Source organism: Paenibacillus sp. 1781tsa1, from assembly GCF_024159265.1.
Classification (GTDB): domain Bacteria; phylum Bacillota; class Bacilli; order Paenibacillales; family Paenibacillaceae; genus Paenibacillus.
In genome coordinates this window covers 5,470,066-5,486,674 of record NZ_JAMYWY010000001.1, presented here as the reverse complement: position 1 = coordinate 5,486,674, position 16,609 = coordinate 5,470,066, and the positions used below count along the sequence as shown (strand labels likewise).

Here is a 16,609-nt window from a genome sequence, read left to right as displayed (position 1 = left end):
TCTTTGAGGAGAGGACGTTCTGTGAACGAACGCTATTACTTAGTACGGGAAGATATTTTACCAGAGGCTGTGGTGAAGACCATGCAGGTAAAAGAACTACTGGCTTCTGGTGATGTTAAAACAGTGCATGAGGCGGTTGAACAGGTCGGATTAAGCCGGAGTGCCTTTTACAAGTACAAGGATGGAATTCATCTGATCAACCAGCTTGAGCGGGAGAGAATTGTTACGATCTCTATTGATCTGGAGCATCAGTCAGGGATCTTGTCTCGTGTGCTTGGACATGTAGCTGGTTATGGAGCCAACGTGCTCACGATTAATCAGAGTATACCGCTTCAGGGAAGAGCCAATGTTGTCATTTCAGTGGAAACGACACATCTTCATGGCGAAATTGGTGAAATGCTGGATCGAATGCAAGATATGCCTGGAGTAAGACGCACGCGTATTGTAGGCCAAGGCTAATTAGGCTTTAACATACAGGACTGACAGACAAGAGTAGACATTAGGGGGTAGATCGTTAGTGAAACCAGTAAAAGTCGGATTGTTGGGTCTGGGGACTGTCGGAACGGGAGTCGTTCGCATTGTGGAAGGGAATCAGGAGGATCTGAGCAGTCAGGTTGGATCACCGATTGTCATTGAGAAGATCGCAGTGAAAAATACAGAGAAAGAACGTGTTATTGCTGTAGACCGTGCCAAGCTCACTGAAGATCCTTGGGAAGTCATTCGTCATCCGGATATTGATGTCATCGTTGAAGTCATGGGCGGCATTGATCAGACGAAGGAGTATATTCTTGAAGCGTTGGAACGTGGGAAGCATATCGTAACAGCGAACAAAGATCTCATGGCACTGCATGGTACAGAGATTTTGGCGAAGGCGCAGGAAAAACAATGTGATGTGTTCTATGAGGCGAGTGTTGCGGGAGGGATTCCAATCATTCGTACGCTGATTGAGGGTTTCTCTTCCGACCGGATTACTCGCATTATGGGGATTGTGAACGGAACAACGAACTTTATTCTGACCAAAATGAGTCAGGAAGGTGCATCCTATGAAGAAGTGCTGGCCGAGGCACAGGCGCTAGGATACGCTGAATCGGATCCAACCTCCGATGTGGAAGGACTTGATGCAGCTCGCAAAATGGCGATCTTGAGCACGCTGGGTTTCCGCACCAATGTGGAGTTGAAGGATGTAACGGTTAAAGGGATATCCTCCGTTACCCGTGAAGACATAACGTATGCCAGAAGACTGGGCTATGAGATGAAGTTACTTGGTATTGCGGATCGGATTGACGATGAGATCACGATTAGCGTACAGCCGACAATGGTTAGACAGAATCACCCCATTGCTTCAGTCAACGGTGTGTTCAACGCAGTATATGTACACGGTGAAGCTGTAGGGGAGACCATGTTCTACGGTGCGGGGGCGGGAGAACTGCCAACGGCAACTTCTGTTGTAGCTGACATTGTCGCGGTTACCAAAAACCTCAAACTTGGCGTGAACGGTCTCAAAGCCATTGTGCCTTATAAGACGAAGCGACTGCAAAGCGACGAGCAGATCGTGTCGAAAAACTTTATTTTACTACACGTAGACGATAAAGCCGGTGTATTAGCACAAATCACACAAATTTTCGCAGAGTATGATGTCAGTCTGGCGTCGGTTGTTCAACAGCCGAATGAGCACAACCCGGATGCCGAGATCATTATCGTTACACATAATGCAAGTAAGGCAAGCATGGATAAGGTGTTAAAACATTTTGAATCGCTCAGCGTCATTCGCCGCATTAAGAGTGTCTACCGGGTCGAAGGATAAATGTCCGTGTCCCATATTGCATCTTTATTATTTCAGTTATAGTAAAATTTAATTATATCCGTATCATCAGGTCATCATTTCAGATTATTAAAACATAAAGGAGTTTACCCACAATGAGATATCAAGGACTTTTACAAACGTACAGAGAGCACCTTCCAGTTAATGAAAATACACCCTTGCTTACGCTTCAGGAAGGAAATACACCGTTGATTCATGCAGAGAATCTCTCTGAGGAGCTCGGCTTAAATGTATACTTCAAGTATGAAGGTTTGAACCCTACGGGATCTTTCAAAGACCGCGGTATGGTTATGGCTGTTGCCAAAGCGATGGAAGAGGGTAGCCGTACGATCATGTGTGCATCTACAGGTAATACGTCAGCAGCTGCAGCGGCCTACGCCGCACGTGGTGGCCTTAATTGTATCGTGTTGATCCCGAATAACAACATTGCACTGGGTAAACTGGCCCAAGCCATGATCTATGGTGCCAAAGTGATTGCGATCAATGGTAACTTTGACCGTGCACTGGAGATTGTGCGTGAGATCACAGCCAAACATCCGATCACGCTTGTAAACTCTGTGAATCCGTTCCGGATTGAAGGACAGAAGACAGCAGCGTTTGAAGTGATTGAACAACTGGGCGAAGCGCCCGATGTTCTGGCTATTCCAGTCGGTAATGCGGGGAATATCTCGGCGTATTGGAAAGGGTTCAAAGAATATAAAGAGGCTGGTAAATCCAACACGCTCCCACGCATGGTTGGTTTCGAAGCCGAAGGTGCAATGGCTATTGTCAAAGGTGAACCGATTCTTGAGCCTGAAACAGTAGCAACAGCGATCCGAATCGGTAATCCGGCGAGCTGGAAAACGGCTGTTGCTGCAGCTGAGGAATCTGGTGGACAGATTAACTATGTAACGGATGAACAGATCCTGACAGCGTATCGTACGCTTGCATCTCGGGAAGGGATTTTTGCTGAACCTGCTTCTGCGGCTTCCCTTGCCGGTGTATACAAACTGAAGAGTGAAGGGTACTTTAAAGGCGGAGAGACTGTAGTTTGTGTACTGACAGGTAATGGTCTGAAAGATCCAAATATTGCGATCAAAACAGTAGCGACTGAACCACTTGTTGTTGAAGATACGGAAGAAGCAGTAATGGCGGCCATTGCACAATTGGAGCAGCAATCTGTATGAGTTTGCGTGAAAAGGTAACTGTAAAAATACCTGCAAGCACAGCCAATCTCGGTCCGGGGTTTGATACCCTGGGCATGGCATTGTCTTTGTATGCCTGGTTGGAGATGAAACCTGCCGAGCAGACCACATTTCATCTTCACGGCGATCATTTGACAGGCCTGCCTACGGATAAATCAAATTTGATTTACGAAGTCGCACAGATGGTATTCGATGAAGCTGGGGTGTCCGTGCCTGAATTGGAGATTTCCATGTATTCCGATATTCCACTTACGCGTGGACTTGGGAGTAGTGCATCAGCCATCGTTGGTGCATTGGCGGCAGCGAATGCATTAATTGGTACTCCTTTATCGGATGCGAAACTTCTGGATATGGCCACATCCCTCGAGAAGCATCCTGATAATGTGGGTGCATCTCTATATGGCGGTATTATTACGGCTGCATGGGATGGTGTGCGGGTAGATCATATTCGTATTGAGCCACACCAGGATTTGCAGGCTTTGGTTATTGTACCTGAATTCCAGCTGTCTACTTCAAAAGCGAGGAATGTGATTCCAGAGCAATTTGGCATGTCTGATGTGGTGCATAACATTAGCAGATCCTCGCTGCTCGTTGCCGCTTTGGCGAGTGGGCGACTGGATATGATTCAGAAGGCTATGTCAGATCGAATTCACCAACCGTACCGGGCATCATTGGTGCCAGGCATGGCTGAGATATTGGAACATGCTGTCGATCATGGAGCGTTGGGAGCTGCCCTAAGCGGAGCCGGACCAACCGTATTAACCTTGGTAGATCGTCATGACACCCGCAAAGCGGAATTGGAACAATATTTGCTGAACACCATGGAGCGGGAGGGCATATCTGCTTCTGCACTGTGGCTCGATCCGGATTTGGACGGTGTAACCGTGCTGCCTGATCAAGACGAACGTCCTTTTCTGGACAGAATCAAAGGGGAAGTTAATGCATGAAAAGAATTGCAGTATTACCTGAAGGCTCAGTTTCCCATGAAGCGATTGATTTCCTTTTTAACAGTGAACCGTTAGATTTGCTTCACTCCAAGCTGATTTCGGATGTTTTTCGAGCAACGGAAAGCGGGACTGCACAATACAGTGTCATTCCAATTGAAAATACAATTGAGGGTTCCGTTAGTCTGCATATGGACTGGCTTGTGAATGAAGTCGACATTCCAATGCAAGCGGAGTGGGTATACCCATCCATCCAGAATGTCATTGGACATGGCTCGGAATTTAAGACGGAGAGCGGCGAGTATGATTTTAGTAAAATTACCAAGATCATGTCTCATCCTGTGGCTATTCCGCAGTGTCAGAATTTTATTCGGCTGCATTCACCTGGGGCGGACCTTGAAGGTGTGAACAGTACAGCCGAAGCTGTAGAAATTGTGAAGAAAAATCCGGGTAAGGGCTGGGTAGCCATCGGTACCAAGCTTGCTGCTCAGAAGCATGGTCTGGATATTATGGCTGAACGCGTTACAGACCATGACAACAACTATACCCGTTTTGTGCTCATCGGCCATGAACCGGTGGACATTCCTCGTGAACCGGATCATGTGAAAACCAGCTTGCTCGTGACATTGCCAGAAGATGCACCGGGAGCGTTGCATCAGGTATTGTCGGCATTTGCCTGGCGGAAGCTGAATCTGACTCGTCTCGAATCTCGTCCAACGAAGAAACGATTGGGCAGTTATTATTTCTACATTGATGTTGTGGAAACGGTCGATTCGGTGTTGCTTACTGCAGCCATGGCTGAGATTGAGGCATTGAATTGTCAGGTGCGTGTTCTTGGTAGCTATCCTTGTTATACATATCCTTCGAGGTAATCGACCTGTATGATGGTTGTGAATGTTAGAAGGTTGTCATAATTCTGGGTATAATGAACAAGTAAGGGCTTGTCATTTGGTGTACAATGGACGGGTTAATAACGTTTCGGAGTATAGGGAATTGGATATTTTATGGAGGTGCAGTCATCGGTGGCAGAACAATGGATCTATTTGGATGGTCAATATGTGACCAAAGAGAACGCAACCGTTTCGGTATATGATCATGGATTTTTGTATGGAGACGGGATTTTTGAAGGTATTCGGATCTATAACGGAAATATTTTCAGATGTAAAGCCCACTTGGATCGTTTGTATGATTCGGCAAAGTCCATCAGTTTGAACATCCCGTTGTCCATTGATGAGATGCTGGAAGTGATGGCTGAAACGGTGCGCCGCAATGATATGCGTAATGGTTATATTCGTCTTATTGTATCGCGTGGCCCTGGTAACCTGGGGTTGGACCCGCTTCGTTGCCCCAAGGCATCCGTAATTATCATCGTGGAGCAATTAGCGATTTATCCAGAGGAAGCGTACCTTACCGGGTTGAAAGCAGTGTCCGTATCCCAACGCCGGAACATCCCGGACGCCTTGAATCCGAAAATTAAATCATTGAACTATCTGAATAACATCCTGGTTAAAATCCAGTCTAATTATTCAGGTGCTGGAGAAGCGATTATGTTGAATTCCCAAGGTTACGTTACTGAGGGTTCAAGTGATAACATCTTCATCATTAAAAATGGTGTAGTGTACACGCCGCCTTGTTATCTCGGAGCACTTGAAGGAATTACACGTCAAGCCATTATCGATCTATGTGGCGAACTGGAGCTTGAATTAAAAGAAGTGCCATTCACCCTGCATGATGTGTATATCGCAGACGAAGTCTTTTTCACCGGGACAGCTGCAGAAGTTATCGCTGCATATGAAGTGGATGGAAGAACAATTGGTACGGGTGTAGCAGGTCCGGTAACGCTGAGACTGCTGGAAGCATTCCGTCAGATTGTTGACAAAGATGGTTATAAAGTGTGGGAATCTTAAGTTAGAATTGCATAGCGTAGGAAACAGGAAATTCTCCTAGTTCGATAAAATTCAGCATACCTGGTGTATGGGGATTTTAGAGACAGGAGGATTTTTTTTGTTTAGTTGATGTCATTAGCCCGGTTTCTGCATAGGATGTAGTAACGGTATGGGCGAATGTACTGCCCAAGTATGACGTCTAGGAGGTTAGTTCCCTGTGAAAATACACATGGTGAAAAAAGGCGACACATTATATCTGCTGTCCCAAAAATACAATGTTGCGCTGGACAAATTGATTGCGGCTAATCCGCAAATCACAAATCCCGACAAGCTGGATATTGGCATGAAGGTCAAAATCCCTGCAGAGCCAGTAACACCGAAGCCGGAGGGTGTGCTCCACAGTCACAAGGTTCAGCAAGGAGATTCGTTATGGAAGTTGGCACAAGCCTGGGGAGTTCCTTTAAAAGATATGATCAATGCCAATCCACAGTTGAAAAATCCGAATGCTCTTCTGGTGGGGGAAACGGTCTACATTCCCTCGATGCATGCACAAGGAAACACGATGTCTAATTCAGGTGCCAGCAACATTGCTGCAAATGAAAAATTGTCACCTGAAGGTAAGGAATACACGGGAGTCAAAGAACCGGAACAACCTGCTCCAGTTGCACCAACTCCTCCTGCTCCGGTATCAGAGGTTCCAGTTCCAGTACCTGCTCCACCACCAGCTAAGCCAGAAAAGCCGAATGTGAAGCCTGAACTGGAGGTACTGCCGCAGTTGCCAGAGCTTCCTGAAGTGAAACCCGAAAAGGAAACGCCAAAAAAAGAAGAGGTTAAACCCGAAGTTCAAGTTAAACCTGTAGCGGAATCCAAGAAATACACAATGCCTAATCTTTCGCCTGAAATTATGCCTTTGCCTGTAATGCCTAATACAAAGTCTCCAACTGAGGTTGCACCAGCAACGAAAAAGCCTTGTGGTTGTGGTAACAAGTTGCATCATGCGCCAGCGGAACATCCTTATGTTCAAATTCCGGTTCCTGCACAAGAGGTGTATGGTATTCAGCAAAACATGTACACGGCAGAAGTGAGTAACAATGCGCCGTTTCCAGGGATTTCAGAAGTTAGTCCTTACAGTGGCAGTGAAATGACTAACAGCCCGTGGACTGGTGCGGAGCAGAGCTATAACCACAATAACGTTATGCCAAATCTGTCTCCAGAAATGCAAAACAACTCATTTCCGATTGCACCAGCTGGTGAAGTGAATAGTCCATTTCCAACGTATGCAGCACCAAGTCATATGAATCATCAGCCACCTTTCATATCTCCATACTCGATGCTTCCGTATCCTCCATGCGGATGTGGCTCACATACACATGTCCCTCATTATACTTATCCTTCTCATGGTTATCAGGATCCGGCTTGGAACATGAACATGTACGGTCCTTCGTATGGTATGCCACCTGAAATGTCTACATCAACGATGCCAAACCAGCCTATCGAGTATGTATATCAGAATCCGTATCCTACACAGAACATGGTTCCGCCATCCCCGCTTGGAGCATTTGGTGAAATGTATCCCCCTCAAGGGCTAGGCACGGGTGGCAAAAAGGGGGGGCGTGAAGACGCTAACTTAAGTCAGGTAGCCATTGAAGAAGTTGGAACCGATTCGGAGGCGAAATCCAAGCAAACCGGGAATAAGGCTGCAGCCGGAAAACGCAGAACAAGCAAGGCTCCTCTGAAGAACAAATCCAAGGTATCCGTGTCAGGGAAAACATCCAGAGAGGGTGTAACTACTTCCAACCAACGGAAATCAAATAAAAAGCGCCGCAATCCATGGATACAAAACTAACCAGAGGACTGCGATTGATGAAAAAGTAAGGTGACTGTAATATTAGCGGGAAGCCAGCTCTGTAATAGAGAGCTGGCTTCTCACTAACTCTGAGTGAACAATGAGTTTCGCATAACGGAGATAGAATTTTCAGGGAAATGGAAAGCATTTTATAGAGAAGTTATTGTAAACCCTTTCATAAATGTGTTAAACTATTTGTACCCTATGAGCCTCTTATTATAATAGGACAAGCTAGGGAACGGATATATAGCTTTAGCTAATGCAAAACTACTAAAAGAAAAGAAATGAAAAAAACTGTTGCATTAGATTCAGCCGTATGATATATTATTTAAGTCGCCGCTGAAACACACGGTTGACACGGGAAACACAAGTAATAACGAAACAAGTTTGATCTTTGAAAACTGAACAACGAGTGAGTAAAACATTCTGCTTGCAGGATGAACGCGAAAGTTTGAAACAAGCCTTGGCTTGGATCGACTGGAGCACAAATGAGATTTTAATCTCGTCAGATTCAAAATGAGCTTATCGCTCTTTTCAATACTTTATTGGAGAGTTTGATCCTGGCTCAGGACGAACGCTGGCGGCATGCCTAATACATGCAAGTCGAGCGGAGTTGATAGGAAGCTTGCTTTCTTGATACTTAGCGGCGGACGGGTGAGTAACACGTAGGCAACCTGCCCTCAAGTTTGGGACAACTACCGGAAACGGTAGCTAATACCGAATAATTGTTTTCTTCGCCTGAAGGAAACTGGAAAGACGGAGCAATCTGTCACTTGGGGATGGGCCTGCGGCGCATTAGCTAGTTGGTGGGGTAACGGCTCACCAAGGCGACGATGCGTAGCCGACCTGAGAGGGTGATCGGCCACACTGGGACTGAGACACGGCCCAGACTCCTACGGGAGGCAGCAGTAGGGAATCTTCCGCAATGGGCGAAAGCCTGACGGAGCAATGCCGCGTGAGTGATGAAGGTTTTCGGATCGTAAAGCTCTGTTGCCAGGGAAGAACGCTTGGGAGAGTAACTGCTCTCAAGGTGACGGTACCTGAGAAGAAAGCCCCGGCTAACTACGTGCCAGCAGCCGCGGTAATACGTAGGGGGCAAGCGTTGTCCGGAATTATTGGGCGTAAAGCGCGCGCAGGCGGTCATTTAAGTCTGGTGTTTAATCCCGGGGCTCAACCCCGGATCGCACTGGAAACTGGGTGACTTGAGTGCAGAAGAGGAGAGTGGAATTCCACGTGTAGCGGTGAAATGCGTAGATATGTGGAGGAACACCAGTGGCGAAGGCGACTCTCTGGGCTGTAACTGACGCTGAGGCGCGAAAGCGTGGGGAGCAAACAGGATTAGATACCCTGGTAGTCCACGCCGTAAACGATGAGTGCTAGGTGTTAGGGGTTTCGATACCCTTGGTGCCGAAGTTAACACATTAAGCACTCCGCCTGGGGAGTACGGTCGCAAGACTGAAACTCAAAGGAATTGACGGGGACCCGCACAAGCAGTGGAGTATGTGGTTTAATTCGAAGCAACGCGAAGAACCTTACCAGGTCTTGACATCCCTCTGACCGGTACAGAGATGTACCTTTCCTTCGGGACAGAGGAGACAGGTGGTGCATGGTTGTCGTCAGCTCGTGTCGTGAGATGTTGGGTTAAGTCCCGCAACGAGCGCAACCCTTGATCTTAGTTGCCAGCACTTCGGGTGGGCACTCTAAGGTGACTGCCGGTGACAAACCGGAGGAAGGTGGGGATGACGTCAAATCATCATGCCCCTTATGACCTGGGCTACACACGTACTACAATGGCCGGTACAACGGGCTGTGAAGCCGCGAGGTGGAACGAATCCTAAAAAGCCGGTCTCAGTTCGGATTGCAGGCTGCAACTCGCCTGCATGAAGTCGGAATTGCTAGTAATCGCGGATCAGCATGCCGCGGTGAATACGTTCCCGGGTCTTGTACACACCGCCCGTCACACCACGAGAGTTTATAACACCCGAAGTCGGTGGGGTAACCGCAAGGAGCCAGCCGCCGAAGGTGGGATAGATGATTGGGGTGAAGTCGTAACAAGGTAGCCGTATCGGAAGGTGCGGCTGGATCACCTCCTTTCTATGGAGAATCGTTTCCTGCAACGGAAACATTCAAATAGCAGACTAGATCTGCACAAACTAGCCAGGTCGGCTAGTTACTCACTCGTTGCTCAGTTTTGAGAGCTCAAACTCTCAAACAGCTTGCTTTTGCATGGAGCTTGTTCTTTGAAAACTAGATATCGAAACGAAAGTAAATGCGAATTAGAACATTCCTTTTTAGCTGAACTTGTGTATAACAAGTTTCAATAAAAACGGTAGATTGCACGTACGATGGTTTTGGGTGGGAGCGACTTTTGGCTTTGCGCAAGCAAAACAAGGGAAGCGAGCAGCCAATACCGGAGCACGAGGTTAAGCTACTAAGAGCACACGGAGGATGCCTAGGCGCTAGGAGCCGATGAAGGACGTGGCGAACAACGAAACTGCCTCGGGGAGCTGTAAGCAAGCTTTGATCCGGGGGTGTCCGAATGGGGAAACCCAGCTGGGGTAATTTCCAGTTACTCATAACTGAATACATAGGTTATGTAGAGGCATACCAGGGGAACTGAAACATCTAAGTACCCTGAGGAAGAGAAAACAATAGTGATTCCGTCAGTAGCGGCGAGCGAACGCGGAGAAGCCCAAACCAGAGAGCTTGCTCTTTGGGGTTGTGGGACGTCTCACATGGAGTTACAAAGGAACCGGTTAAGCGAAGAGGTCTGGAAAGGCCCGCCAAAGAAGGTAAAAGCCCTGTAGTTGAAAGTCTGTTCCCTCCGAGACGGATCCCGAGTAGTGCGGGGCACGTGAAACCCCGTATGAATCCGGCAGGACCATCTGCCAAGGCTAAATACTTCCTAGCGACCGATAGTGAAGCAGTACCGTGAGGGAAAGGTGAAAAGCACCCCGGAAGGGGAGTGAAATAGAACCTGAAACCGTGTGCTTACAAAAAGTCAGAGCCCGTTTTAGGGGTGATGGCGTGCCTTTTGTAGAATGAACCGGCGAGTTACGTTCCCGTGCAAGGTTAAGGTGAAGAGCCGGAGCCGCAGCGAAAGCGAGTCTGAATAGGGCGATGTAGTACGTGGACGTAGACCCGAAACCGGGTGATCTACCCCTGTCCAGGGTGAAGGTGCGGTAACACGCACTGGAGGCCCGAACCCACGCACGTTGAAAAGTGCGGGGATGAGGTGGGGGTAGCGGAGAAATTCCAATCGAACTCGGAGATAGCTGGTTCTCCCCGAAATAGCTTTAGGGCTAGCCTCGGAAAACAGAGTCGTGGAGGTAGAGCACTGATTGGGTGCGGGGCCCGCAAGGGTTACCAAGCTCAGTCAAACTCCGAATGCCATAGACTTACTTCCGGGAGTCAGACAGTGAGTGCTAAGATCCATTGTCAAAAGGGAAACAGCCCAGACCATCAGCTAAGGTCCCCAAGTGTGTGTTAAGTGGGAAAGGATGTGGAGTTGCACAGACAACCAGGATGTTGGCTTAGAAGCAGCCACCATTGAAAGAGTGCGTAATAGCTCACTGGTCGAGTGACTCTGCGCCGAAAATGTAACGGGGCTAAACACACCACCGAAGCTATGGCTTGATGCTTTGCATCAGGGGTAGGGGAGCGTTGTATAAGGGTTGAAGGTGTACCGTAAGGAGCGCTGGACATTATACAAGTGAGAATGCCGGTATGAGTAACGAAAAGATCAGTGAGAATCTGATCCGCCGAAAGCCTAAGGGTTCCTGAGGAAGGCTCGTCCGCTCAGGGTAAGTCGGGACCTAAGGCGAGGCCGAAAGGCGTAGTCGAAGGACAACAGGTCGAAATTCCTGTACCACCGTAAGCCGTTATGAGCAATGGGGGGACGCAGTAGGGTAGTGACGCGGACTGATGGATGTCCGTCTAAGCAGTGAGGCTGATGTGTAGGCAAATCCGCACATTGTAAGGCTGAGCTGTGATGGGGAGCGAAAATTGTAGTAGCGAAGGTCATGATCTCACACTGCCAAGAAAAGCCTCTAGCCAGGTGAAGGTGCCCGTACCGCAAACCGACACAGGTAGGCGAGAAGAGTATTCTAAGGCGCGCGGAAGAACTCTCGTTAAGGAACTCGGCAAAATGACCCCGTAACTTCGGGAGAAGGGGTGCCCCGGTAGTGTGAATAGCACGAGGGGGCCGCAGTGAAAAGGCCCAAGCGACTGTTTAGCAAAAACACAGGTCTGTGCGAAGCCGTAAGGCGAAGTATACGGGCTGACGCCTGCCCGGTGCTGGAAGGTTAAGGGGAGTGGTTAGGAGCAATCCGAAGCTGTGAACCGAAGCCCCAGTAAACGGCGGCCGTAACTATAACGGTCCTAAGGTAGCGAAATTCCTTGTCAGGTAAATTCTGACCCGCACGAATGGCGTAACGACTTGGGCGCTGTCTCAACGAGAGATCCGGTGAAATTTTAATACCTGTGAAGATGCAGGTTACCCGCGACAAGACGGAAAGACCCCATGGAGCTTTACTGCAGCTTGATATTGAATTTGGGTACGATCTGTACAGGATAGGTGGGAGCCTTTGAAGCAGGAGCGCAAGCTTCTGTGGAGGCAACGTTGGGATACCACCCTGATCGTATCTAGGTTCTAACCTGGTACCGTAATCCGGTGCGGGGACAGTGTCAGGTGGGCAGTTTGACTGGGGCGGTCGCCTCCTAAAGAGTAACGGAGGCGCCCAAAGGTTCCCTCAGAATGGTTGGAAATCATTCGAAGAGTGCAAAGGCATAAGGGAGCTTGACTGCGAGACCTACAAGTCGAGCAGGGACGAAAGTCGGGCTTAGTGATCCGGTGGTACCGCATGGAAGGGCCATCGCTCAACGGATAAAAGCTACCCTGGGGATAACAGGCTTATCTCCCCCAAGAGTCCACATCGACGGGGAGGTTTGGCACCTCGATGTCGGCTCATCGCATCCTGGGGCTGAAGTAGGTCCCAAGGGTTGGGCTGTTCGCCCATTAAAGCGGTACGCGAGCTGGGTTCAGAACGTCGTGAGACAGTTCGGTCCCTATCTGTCGTGGGCGTAGGAAATTTGAGAGGAGCTGTCCTTAGTACGAGAGGACCGGGATGGACGTACCGCTGGTGTACCAGTTGTTCCGCCAGGAGCACCGCTGGGTAGCTATGTACGGACGGGATAAACGCTGAAAGCATCTAAGCGTGAAGCCCCCCTCAAGATGAGATTTCCCAGTATGTAAGACCCCTTGAAGACGACGAGGTAGATAGGCTGGGGGTGGAAGTGCAGCAATGCATGGAGCTGACCAGTACTAATCGGTCGAGGGCTTATCCAATTTGCAAGTGATAGTTCGCAACTTTCGTTTCGAATCTAGTTTTCAGAGAACAACAACTCTGAATATGCGCTGAACCATTCATCCACACAGCCGTGTAGGACCGAATGGAACGCGAATGCATTTGTTACACAAATGCTCGTTTGGTGGCGATGGCGGAGGGGTTCCACACGTACCCATCCCGAACACGACCGTTAAGCCCTCTAGCGCCGATGGTACTTGGACCGCAGGGTCCTGGGAGAGTAGGACGCCGCCAAGCGAACTCTTTCATCATACATAGAAAACAAGCTCTGCATGTGGACGTTGTAAGATGAATTGCATTTGCCTTGCAAATGCATATTATTCCCTGATAGCTCAGTTGGTAGAGCACTCGACTGTTAATCGAGTTGTCACAGGTTCGAGCCCTGTTCGGGGAGCCATTAAGGCCCGTTGGTCAAGGGGTTAAGACACCTCCCTTTCACGGAGGTAACAGGGGTTCGAATCCCCTACGGGTCATAGCAATACCTATTGCTTCAACAAGGGATGAGAATCCCAAAGGTTCGTCGGAGGATGTACTTCGTTAGAAAAAGCTTCGCAGTCTCGAACGAAGTGAGAGTATCCCCTACGGGTCATATAGAAGGAGGCTTAGCTCAGCTGGGAGAGCATCTGCCTTACAAGCAGAGGGTCGGGGGTTCGATCCCCTCAGCCTCCACCATAGTAATTTTATAACGACGCGGGGTGGAGCAGCCCGGTAGCTCGTCGGGCTCATAACCCGAAGGCCGCAGGTTCAAATCCTGCCCCCGCAATTATACTTTCCTTTGAGAAAGTGATCTGGAACCGTGGTGTAGTTGGCCTAACATGCCTGCCTGTCACGCAGGAGATCGCGGGTTCGAATCCCGTCGGTTCCGCCATTTTATATCTATTAATACCGTATGCGGAAGTGGCTCAGCGGTAGAGCATCGCCTTGCCAAGGCGAGGGTCGCGGGTTCGATTCCCGTCTTCCGCTCCAATATTTGCGCCCTTAGCTCAGCTGGATAGAGCGTTTGACTACGAATCAAAAGGCCGGGAGTTCGAATCTCTCAGGGCGCGCCATTATAACTTCAAATTTGCCGGCGTGGCGGAATGGCAGACGCGCTCGACTCAAAATCGAGTGGGAAACCGTGGAGGTTCGAGTCCTCTCGCCGGTATATATAACGGGATGTAGCTCAGCTTGGTAGAGCACCTGGTTTGGGACCAGGGGGTCGCATGTTCAAATCGTGTCATCCCGATCTCGAAAAAGTACTATCTTTAATTAGATAGTACTTTTTTTTATATTTATCATTACCAGCTTCATAGACGTAATGCAATTTTCAGTATTACGATGACAAGCTCTCTAACCGAACACATGTGGGTTCCCTCTTCAGACGACAAGTTAGTTGTGCATAAAGCCTCGTTCTTTAGGTCACAATAGGTTTAAAAAGTGATAGAAGGGGTTCATGTGAACACGTTTAACTTCAGGAAACAATTCAAGAGACGCTGGCGACGATGGAAACGAACAGTATGGATGACGGCGGCTTTGCTTGCAGTTACAATATTGGCTTACAGTGGATTGTCTATCTCATCGGCGATTGAGCGTTTGCTGACAACTAATTTCAGTGAGGCAACTAGTGTGATGGGACCTGTTACGCAGGAAACAAGATCTGAACAGGAGATTCAGGCGTTAGTAGAGCAACTTGATTCTGATCCGGATCATTTAACGAGTGTGGTTTTGGAAACACAGTATATCTGCGGAGTGGAGACAGAGCAGTTAGGTAAGATGGCTAGACCGCAGTTGAAGATGCTGCTGGCGCAACATCCGGAATGGGATGCTACCGTTGGAACATCAGATGAGTTGCATTTGAAGCAACGTGTAGATGACCTTTCACCGCTTTGTAAACAGCAGGCGTATATCAGCATAGATGCTGTAGGGAACCTTAATTTGTACGAGGGTAAGCCTGCAGAAGAGAAGGTTATTCGAACGTTTTTTCAGTTGGATGTTGGGACGTTGGAGAGTTCTTTGCCGGAAGGGGTGCTGGAGCAATTGCAGCAGGGTATTCGGATTCAGGACAAAGATGAGTATGATAGTGTAATCTCTACGTTTAGTAACTATGCCGTGGATGAAGATCATCATTTAATCCGCAATGGCGGATAATCCGCTTGTCCTAACTTACAACGTTAAGATGCTGAAGTACCTAAAAAGATGGTGGGCAAGACCAATGTCATTGGTGTTTTGCGAAACTAAGCGATAGTATCCAAAATACGTGGAATGTGGTGAAGGACATCGAAGAGATGTCCTTTTTGTCGTTTGTACCGAAATACACAAAAATACGAATAATTATGAAAAAAATCACGAATAAAGACGGATAATGGGTTAGACAAAGTTTTTCCTGCCGCAGGGTCTATCTTTTGTTATAATGAAATGAACGATACATATGTTCGCTTTTGTGAGGGAGAGATGGTTTTGCGCTTTTTGGGAATTGACCCGGGGATTGCGATTGTTGGTTTTGGTTTTGTGGATAAAATCGGCAGTAAGGTGGTACCCGTACAATATGGATGTATTCAGACGGAAGCTCATACCCCTGAAGAAGAAAGGTTGCTTCACGTATATGAAGGTATGGTGCAATTGATTGATAAATACAAACCGGACGCAGTAGCGTTGGAGAAACTTTTTTTCAATCGGAACGTTACAACAGCGATGTCTGTCAGTCAGGCTAGAGGAGTCATGGTACTCGCTGCGGCACAGAAGGGTTTGCCTATTGCAGAGTATACACCAATGCAGATCAAGCAGGCCGTCGTTGGGTACGGTAAGGCGGAGAAGAAACAAGTACAGGAGATGGTCAAAATGTTCTTGCGTCTTCAAGTCGTTCCTAAACCGGATGACGTAGCGGATGCGTTGGCTGTAGCCGTGTGCCATGCACACTCTTATACATTAAATTCCAAGTTGAATGAGGTATTGCGAAAATGATTGATTTTCTAAGAGGACAGTTCATTCATGTAGAGAATGATTATATTGTGCTGGATGTTCATGGTGTGGGGTATCGCGTATTCTGTCCGAATCCATATGCGTTCGCTAAGCAAGAAGGCGAAATTACAGTGTACACCCATCATCATGTGCGTGAGGATGCGATGTTGCTGTTTGGATTTGTTACACGGGATGAACAGCGTTTGTTCCGTAAACTGATTGAAGTATCTGGTATCGGTCCAAAAGTGGCTCTGGGCATACTCGCTGGAGGCACGCCAGAACATGTGGTTACGGCGATTTACCAAGAGAATTTGACGTTCTTGACCAAATTACCGGGTATCGGCAAGAAGACTGCACAACGCATGATTCTGGATCTCAAGGATAAGCTGGATAGTTTTGGCGCGGCAGCGTATGCAACAGGTTTGTTCGCTCCTCCCTCGGAAGAGTCGGGAAGTGGTTCAGCTTGGGATGAGGCACGCGAAGGTCTCAAGGCACTTGGGTATACTGACAGTGAACTTGATAAAGTATGGATTAAATTGAAAAAGGATGTTACTACAGCGGATTCTGTAGATGTGTTGATGAAAAAGGCGCTGCAAATGCTGTTTACGGGATAATACAATTTGC

10 protein-coding genes, 9 tRNA genes and 3 rRNA genes are annotated in these 16,609 nt (G+C 48.2%); all 22 read left to right on the top strand.

Going from position 1 to position 16,609, the window contains the following annotated elements; genetic code table 11:
• The first annotated feature begins 21 nt into the window (after positions 1-21).
• The 22 genes from NKT06_RS24690 (at position 22) to ruvA (ending at position 16,599) form a co-directional block, all read left to right on the top strand.
• Positions 22-459, top strand: a complete 438-nt coding sequence (locus tag NKT06_RS24690; protein WP_017692625.1) for an ACT domain-containing protein — start codon at positions 22-24, stop codon at positions 457-459.
• Between the two features lie 58 nt (positions 460-517).
• Positions 518-1,804 carry a homoserine dehydrogenase gene (locus NKT06_RS24685; protein ID WP_253440275.1) on the top strand — a complete coding sequence of 429 codons (1,287 nt, stop codon included), beginning with the start codon at positions 518-520 and terminating at the stop codon, positions 1,802-1,804.
• 113 nt (positions 1,805-1,917) lie between these two features.
• Positions 1,918-2,988, top strand: a complete 1,071-nt coding sequence (gene thrC, locus NKT06_RS24680) for a threonine synthase (RefSeq protein ID WP_036605915.1) — start codon at positions 1,918-1,920, stop codon at positions 2,986-2,988.
• Positions 2,985-3,953, top strand: a complete 969-nt coding sequence (gene thrB / locus NKT06_RS24675; protein ID WP_253440273.1) for a homoserine kinase — start codon at positions 2,985-2,987, stop codon at positions 3,951-3,953. Before thrC ends, thrB begins: the two co-directional genes overlap by 4 nt.
• A complete protein-coding gene (pheA, locus tag NKT06_RS24670; RefSeq protein WP_253440270.1) occupies positions 3,950-4,822 on the top strand; it encodes a prephenate dehydratase in 873 nt (290 codons plus the stop codon). Before thrB ends, pheA begins: the two co-directional genes overlap by 4 nt.
• A 150-nt stretch (positions 4,823-4,972) precedes the next feature.
• Positions 4,973-5,857, top strand: a complete 885-nt coding sequence (gene ilvE, locus NKT06_RS24665; protein ID WP_017692630.1) for a branched-chain-amino-acid transaminase — start codon at positions 4,973-4,975, stop codon at positions 5,855-5,857.
• A gap of 196 nt (positions 5,858-6,053) precedes the next feature.
• Entirely contained in the window at positions 6,054-7,682 is a 1,629-nt protein-coding gene (locus tag NKT06_RS24660) for a LysM peptidoglycan-binding domain-containing protein (RefSeq protein WP_253440267.1), read from the top strand.
• Positions 7,683-8,224: 542 nt separating this feature from the next.
• A 16S ribosomal RNA gene (locus tag NKT06_RS24655) occupies positions 8,225-9,776 on the top strand.
• 327 nt (positions 9,777-10,103) lie between these two features.
• A 23S ribosomal RNA gene (locus NKT06_RS24650) occupies positions 10,104-13,029 on the top strand.
• 139 nt (positions 13,030-13,168) lie between these two features.
• A 5S ribosomal RNA gene (gene rrf, locus NKT06_RS24645) occupies positions 13,169-13,285 on the top strand.
• Together the 16S, 23S and 5S rRNA genes with 9 tRNA genes alongside form the textbook arrangement of a ribosomal RNA operon.
• 84 nt (positions 13,286-13,369) lie before the next feature.
• A tRNA-Asn gene (locus NKT06_RS24640) sits at positions 13,370-13,445 on the top strand.
• Between the two features lie 4 nt (positions 13,446-13,449).
• A tRNA-Glu gene (locus NKT06_RS24635) sits at positions 13,450-13,521 on the top strand.
• A 123-nt stretch (positions 13,522-13,644) separates the two neighbouring features.
• Positions 13,645-13,720 (top strand) — tRNA-Val (locus NKT06_RS24630).
• 17 nt (positions 13,721-13,737) lie between these two features.
• Positions 13,738-13,811 (top strand) — tRNA-Met (locus NKT06_RS24625).
• A gap of 27 nt (positions 13,812-13,838) precedes the next feature.
• Positions 13,839-13,916: transfer RNA gene (locus NKT06_RS24620), tRNA-Asp, on the top strand.
• A 23-nt stretch (positions 13,917-13,939) separates the two neighbouring features.
• Positions 13,940-14,014: transfer RNA gene (locus NKT06_RS24615), tRNA-Gly, on the top strand.
• Positions 14,015-14,020: 6 nt separating this feature from the next.
• Positions 14,021-14,097, top strand: a tRNA-Arg gene (locus NKT06_RS24610).
• Positions 14,098-14,113: 16 nt separating this feature from the next.
• Positions 14,114-14,192: transfer RNA gene (locus NKT06_RS24605), tRNA-Leu, on the top strand.
• 7 nt (positions 14,193-14,199) lie between these two features.
• Positions 14,200-14,273, top strand: a tRNA-Pro gene (locus tag NKT06_RS24600).
• A gap of 209 nt (positions 14,274-14,482) precedes the next feature.
• Complete coding sequence (locus tag NKT06_RS31965) at positions 14,483-15,175, top strand: BofC C-terminal domain-containing protein (protein ID WP_253440264.1); 693 nt, start codon at positions 14,483-14,485, stop codon at positions 15,173-15,175.
• Between the two features lie 309 nt (positions 15,176-15,484).
• On the top strand, positions 15,485-15,988 hold the full coding sequence (gene ruvC / locus NKT06_RS24590) for a crossover junction endodeoxyribonuclease RuvC (protein WP_017686765.1): 504 nt from the start codon (positions 15,485-15,487) through the stop codon (positions 15,986-15,988).
• On the top strand, positions 15,985-16,599 hold the full coding sequence (gene ruvA, locus NKT06_RS24585; RefSeq protein ID WP_253440261.1) for a Holliday junction branch migration protein RuvA: 615 nt from the start codon (positions 15,985-15,987) through the stop codon (positions 16,597-16,599). The genes ruvC and ruvA overlap by 4 nt, the downstream gene beginning before the upstream one ends.
• Positions 16,600-16,609: the final 10 nt, after the last annotated feature.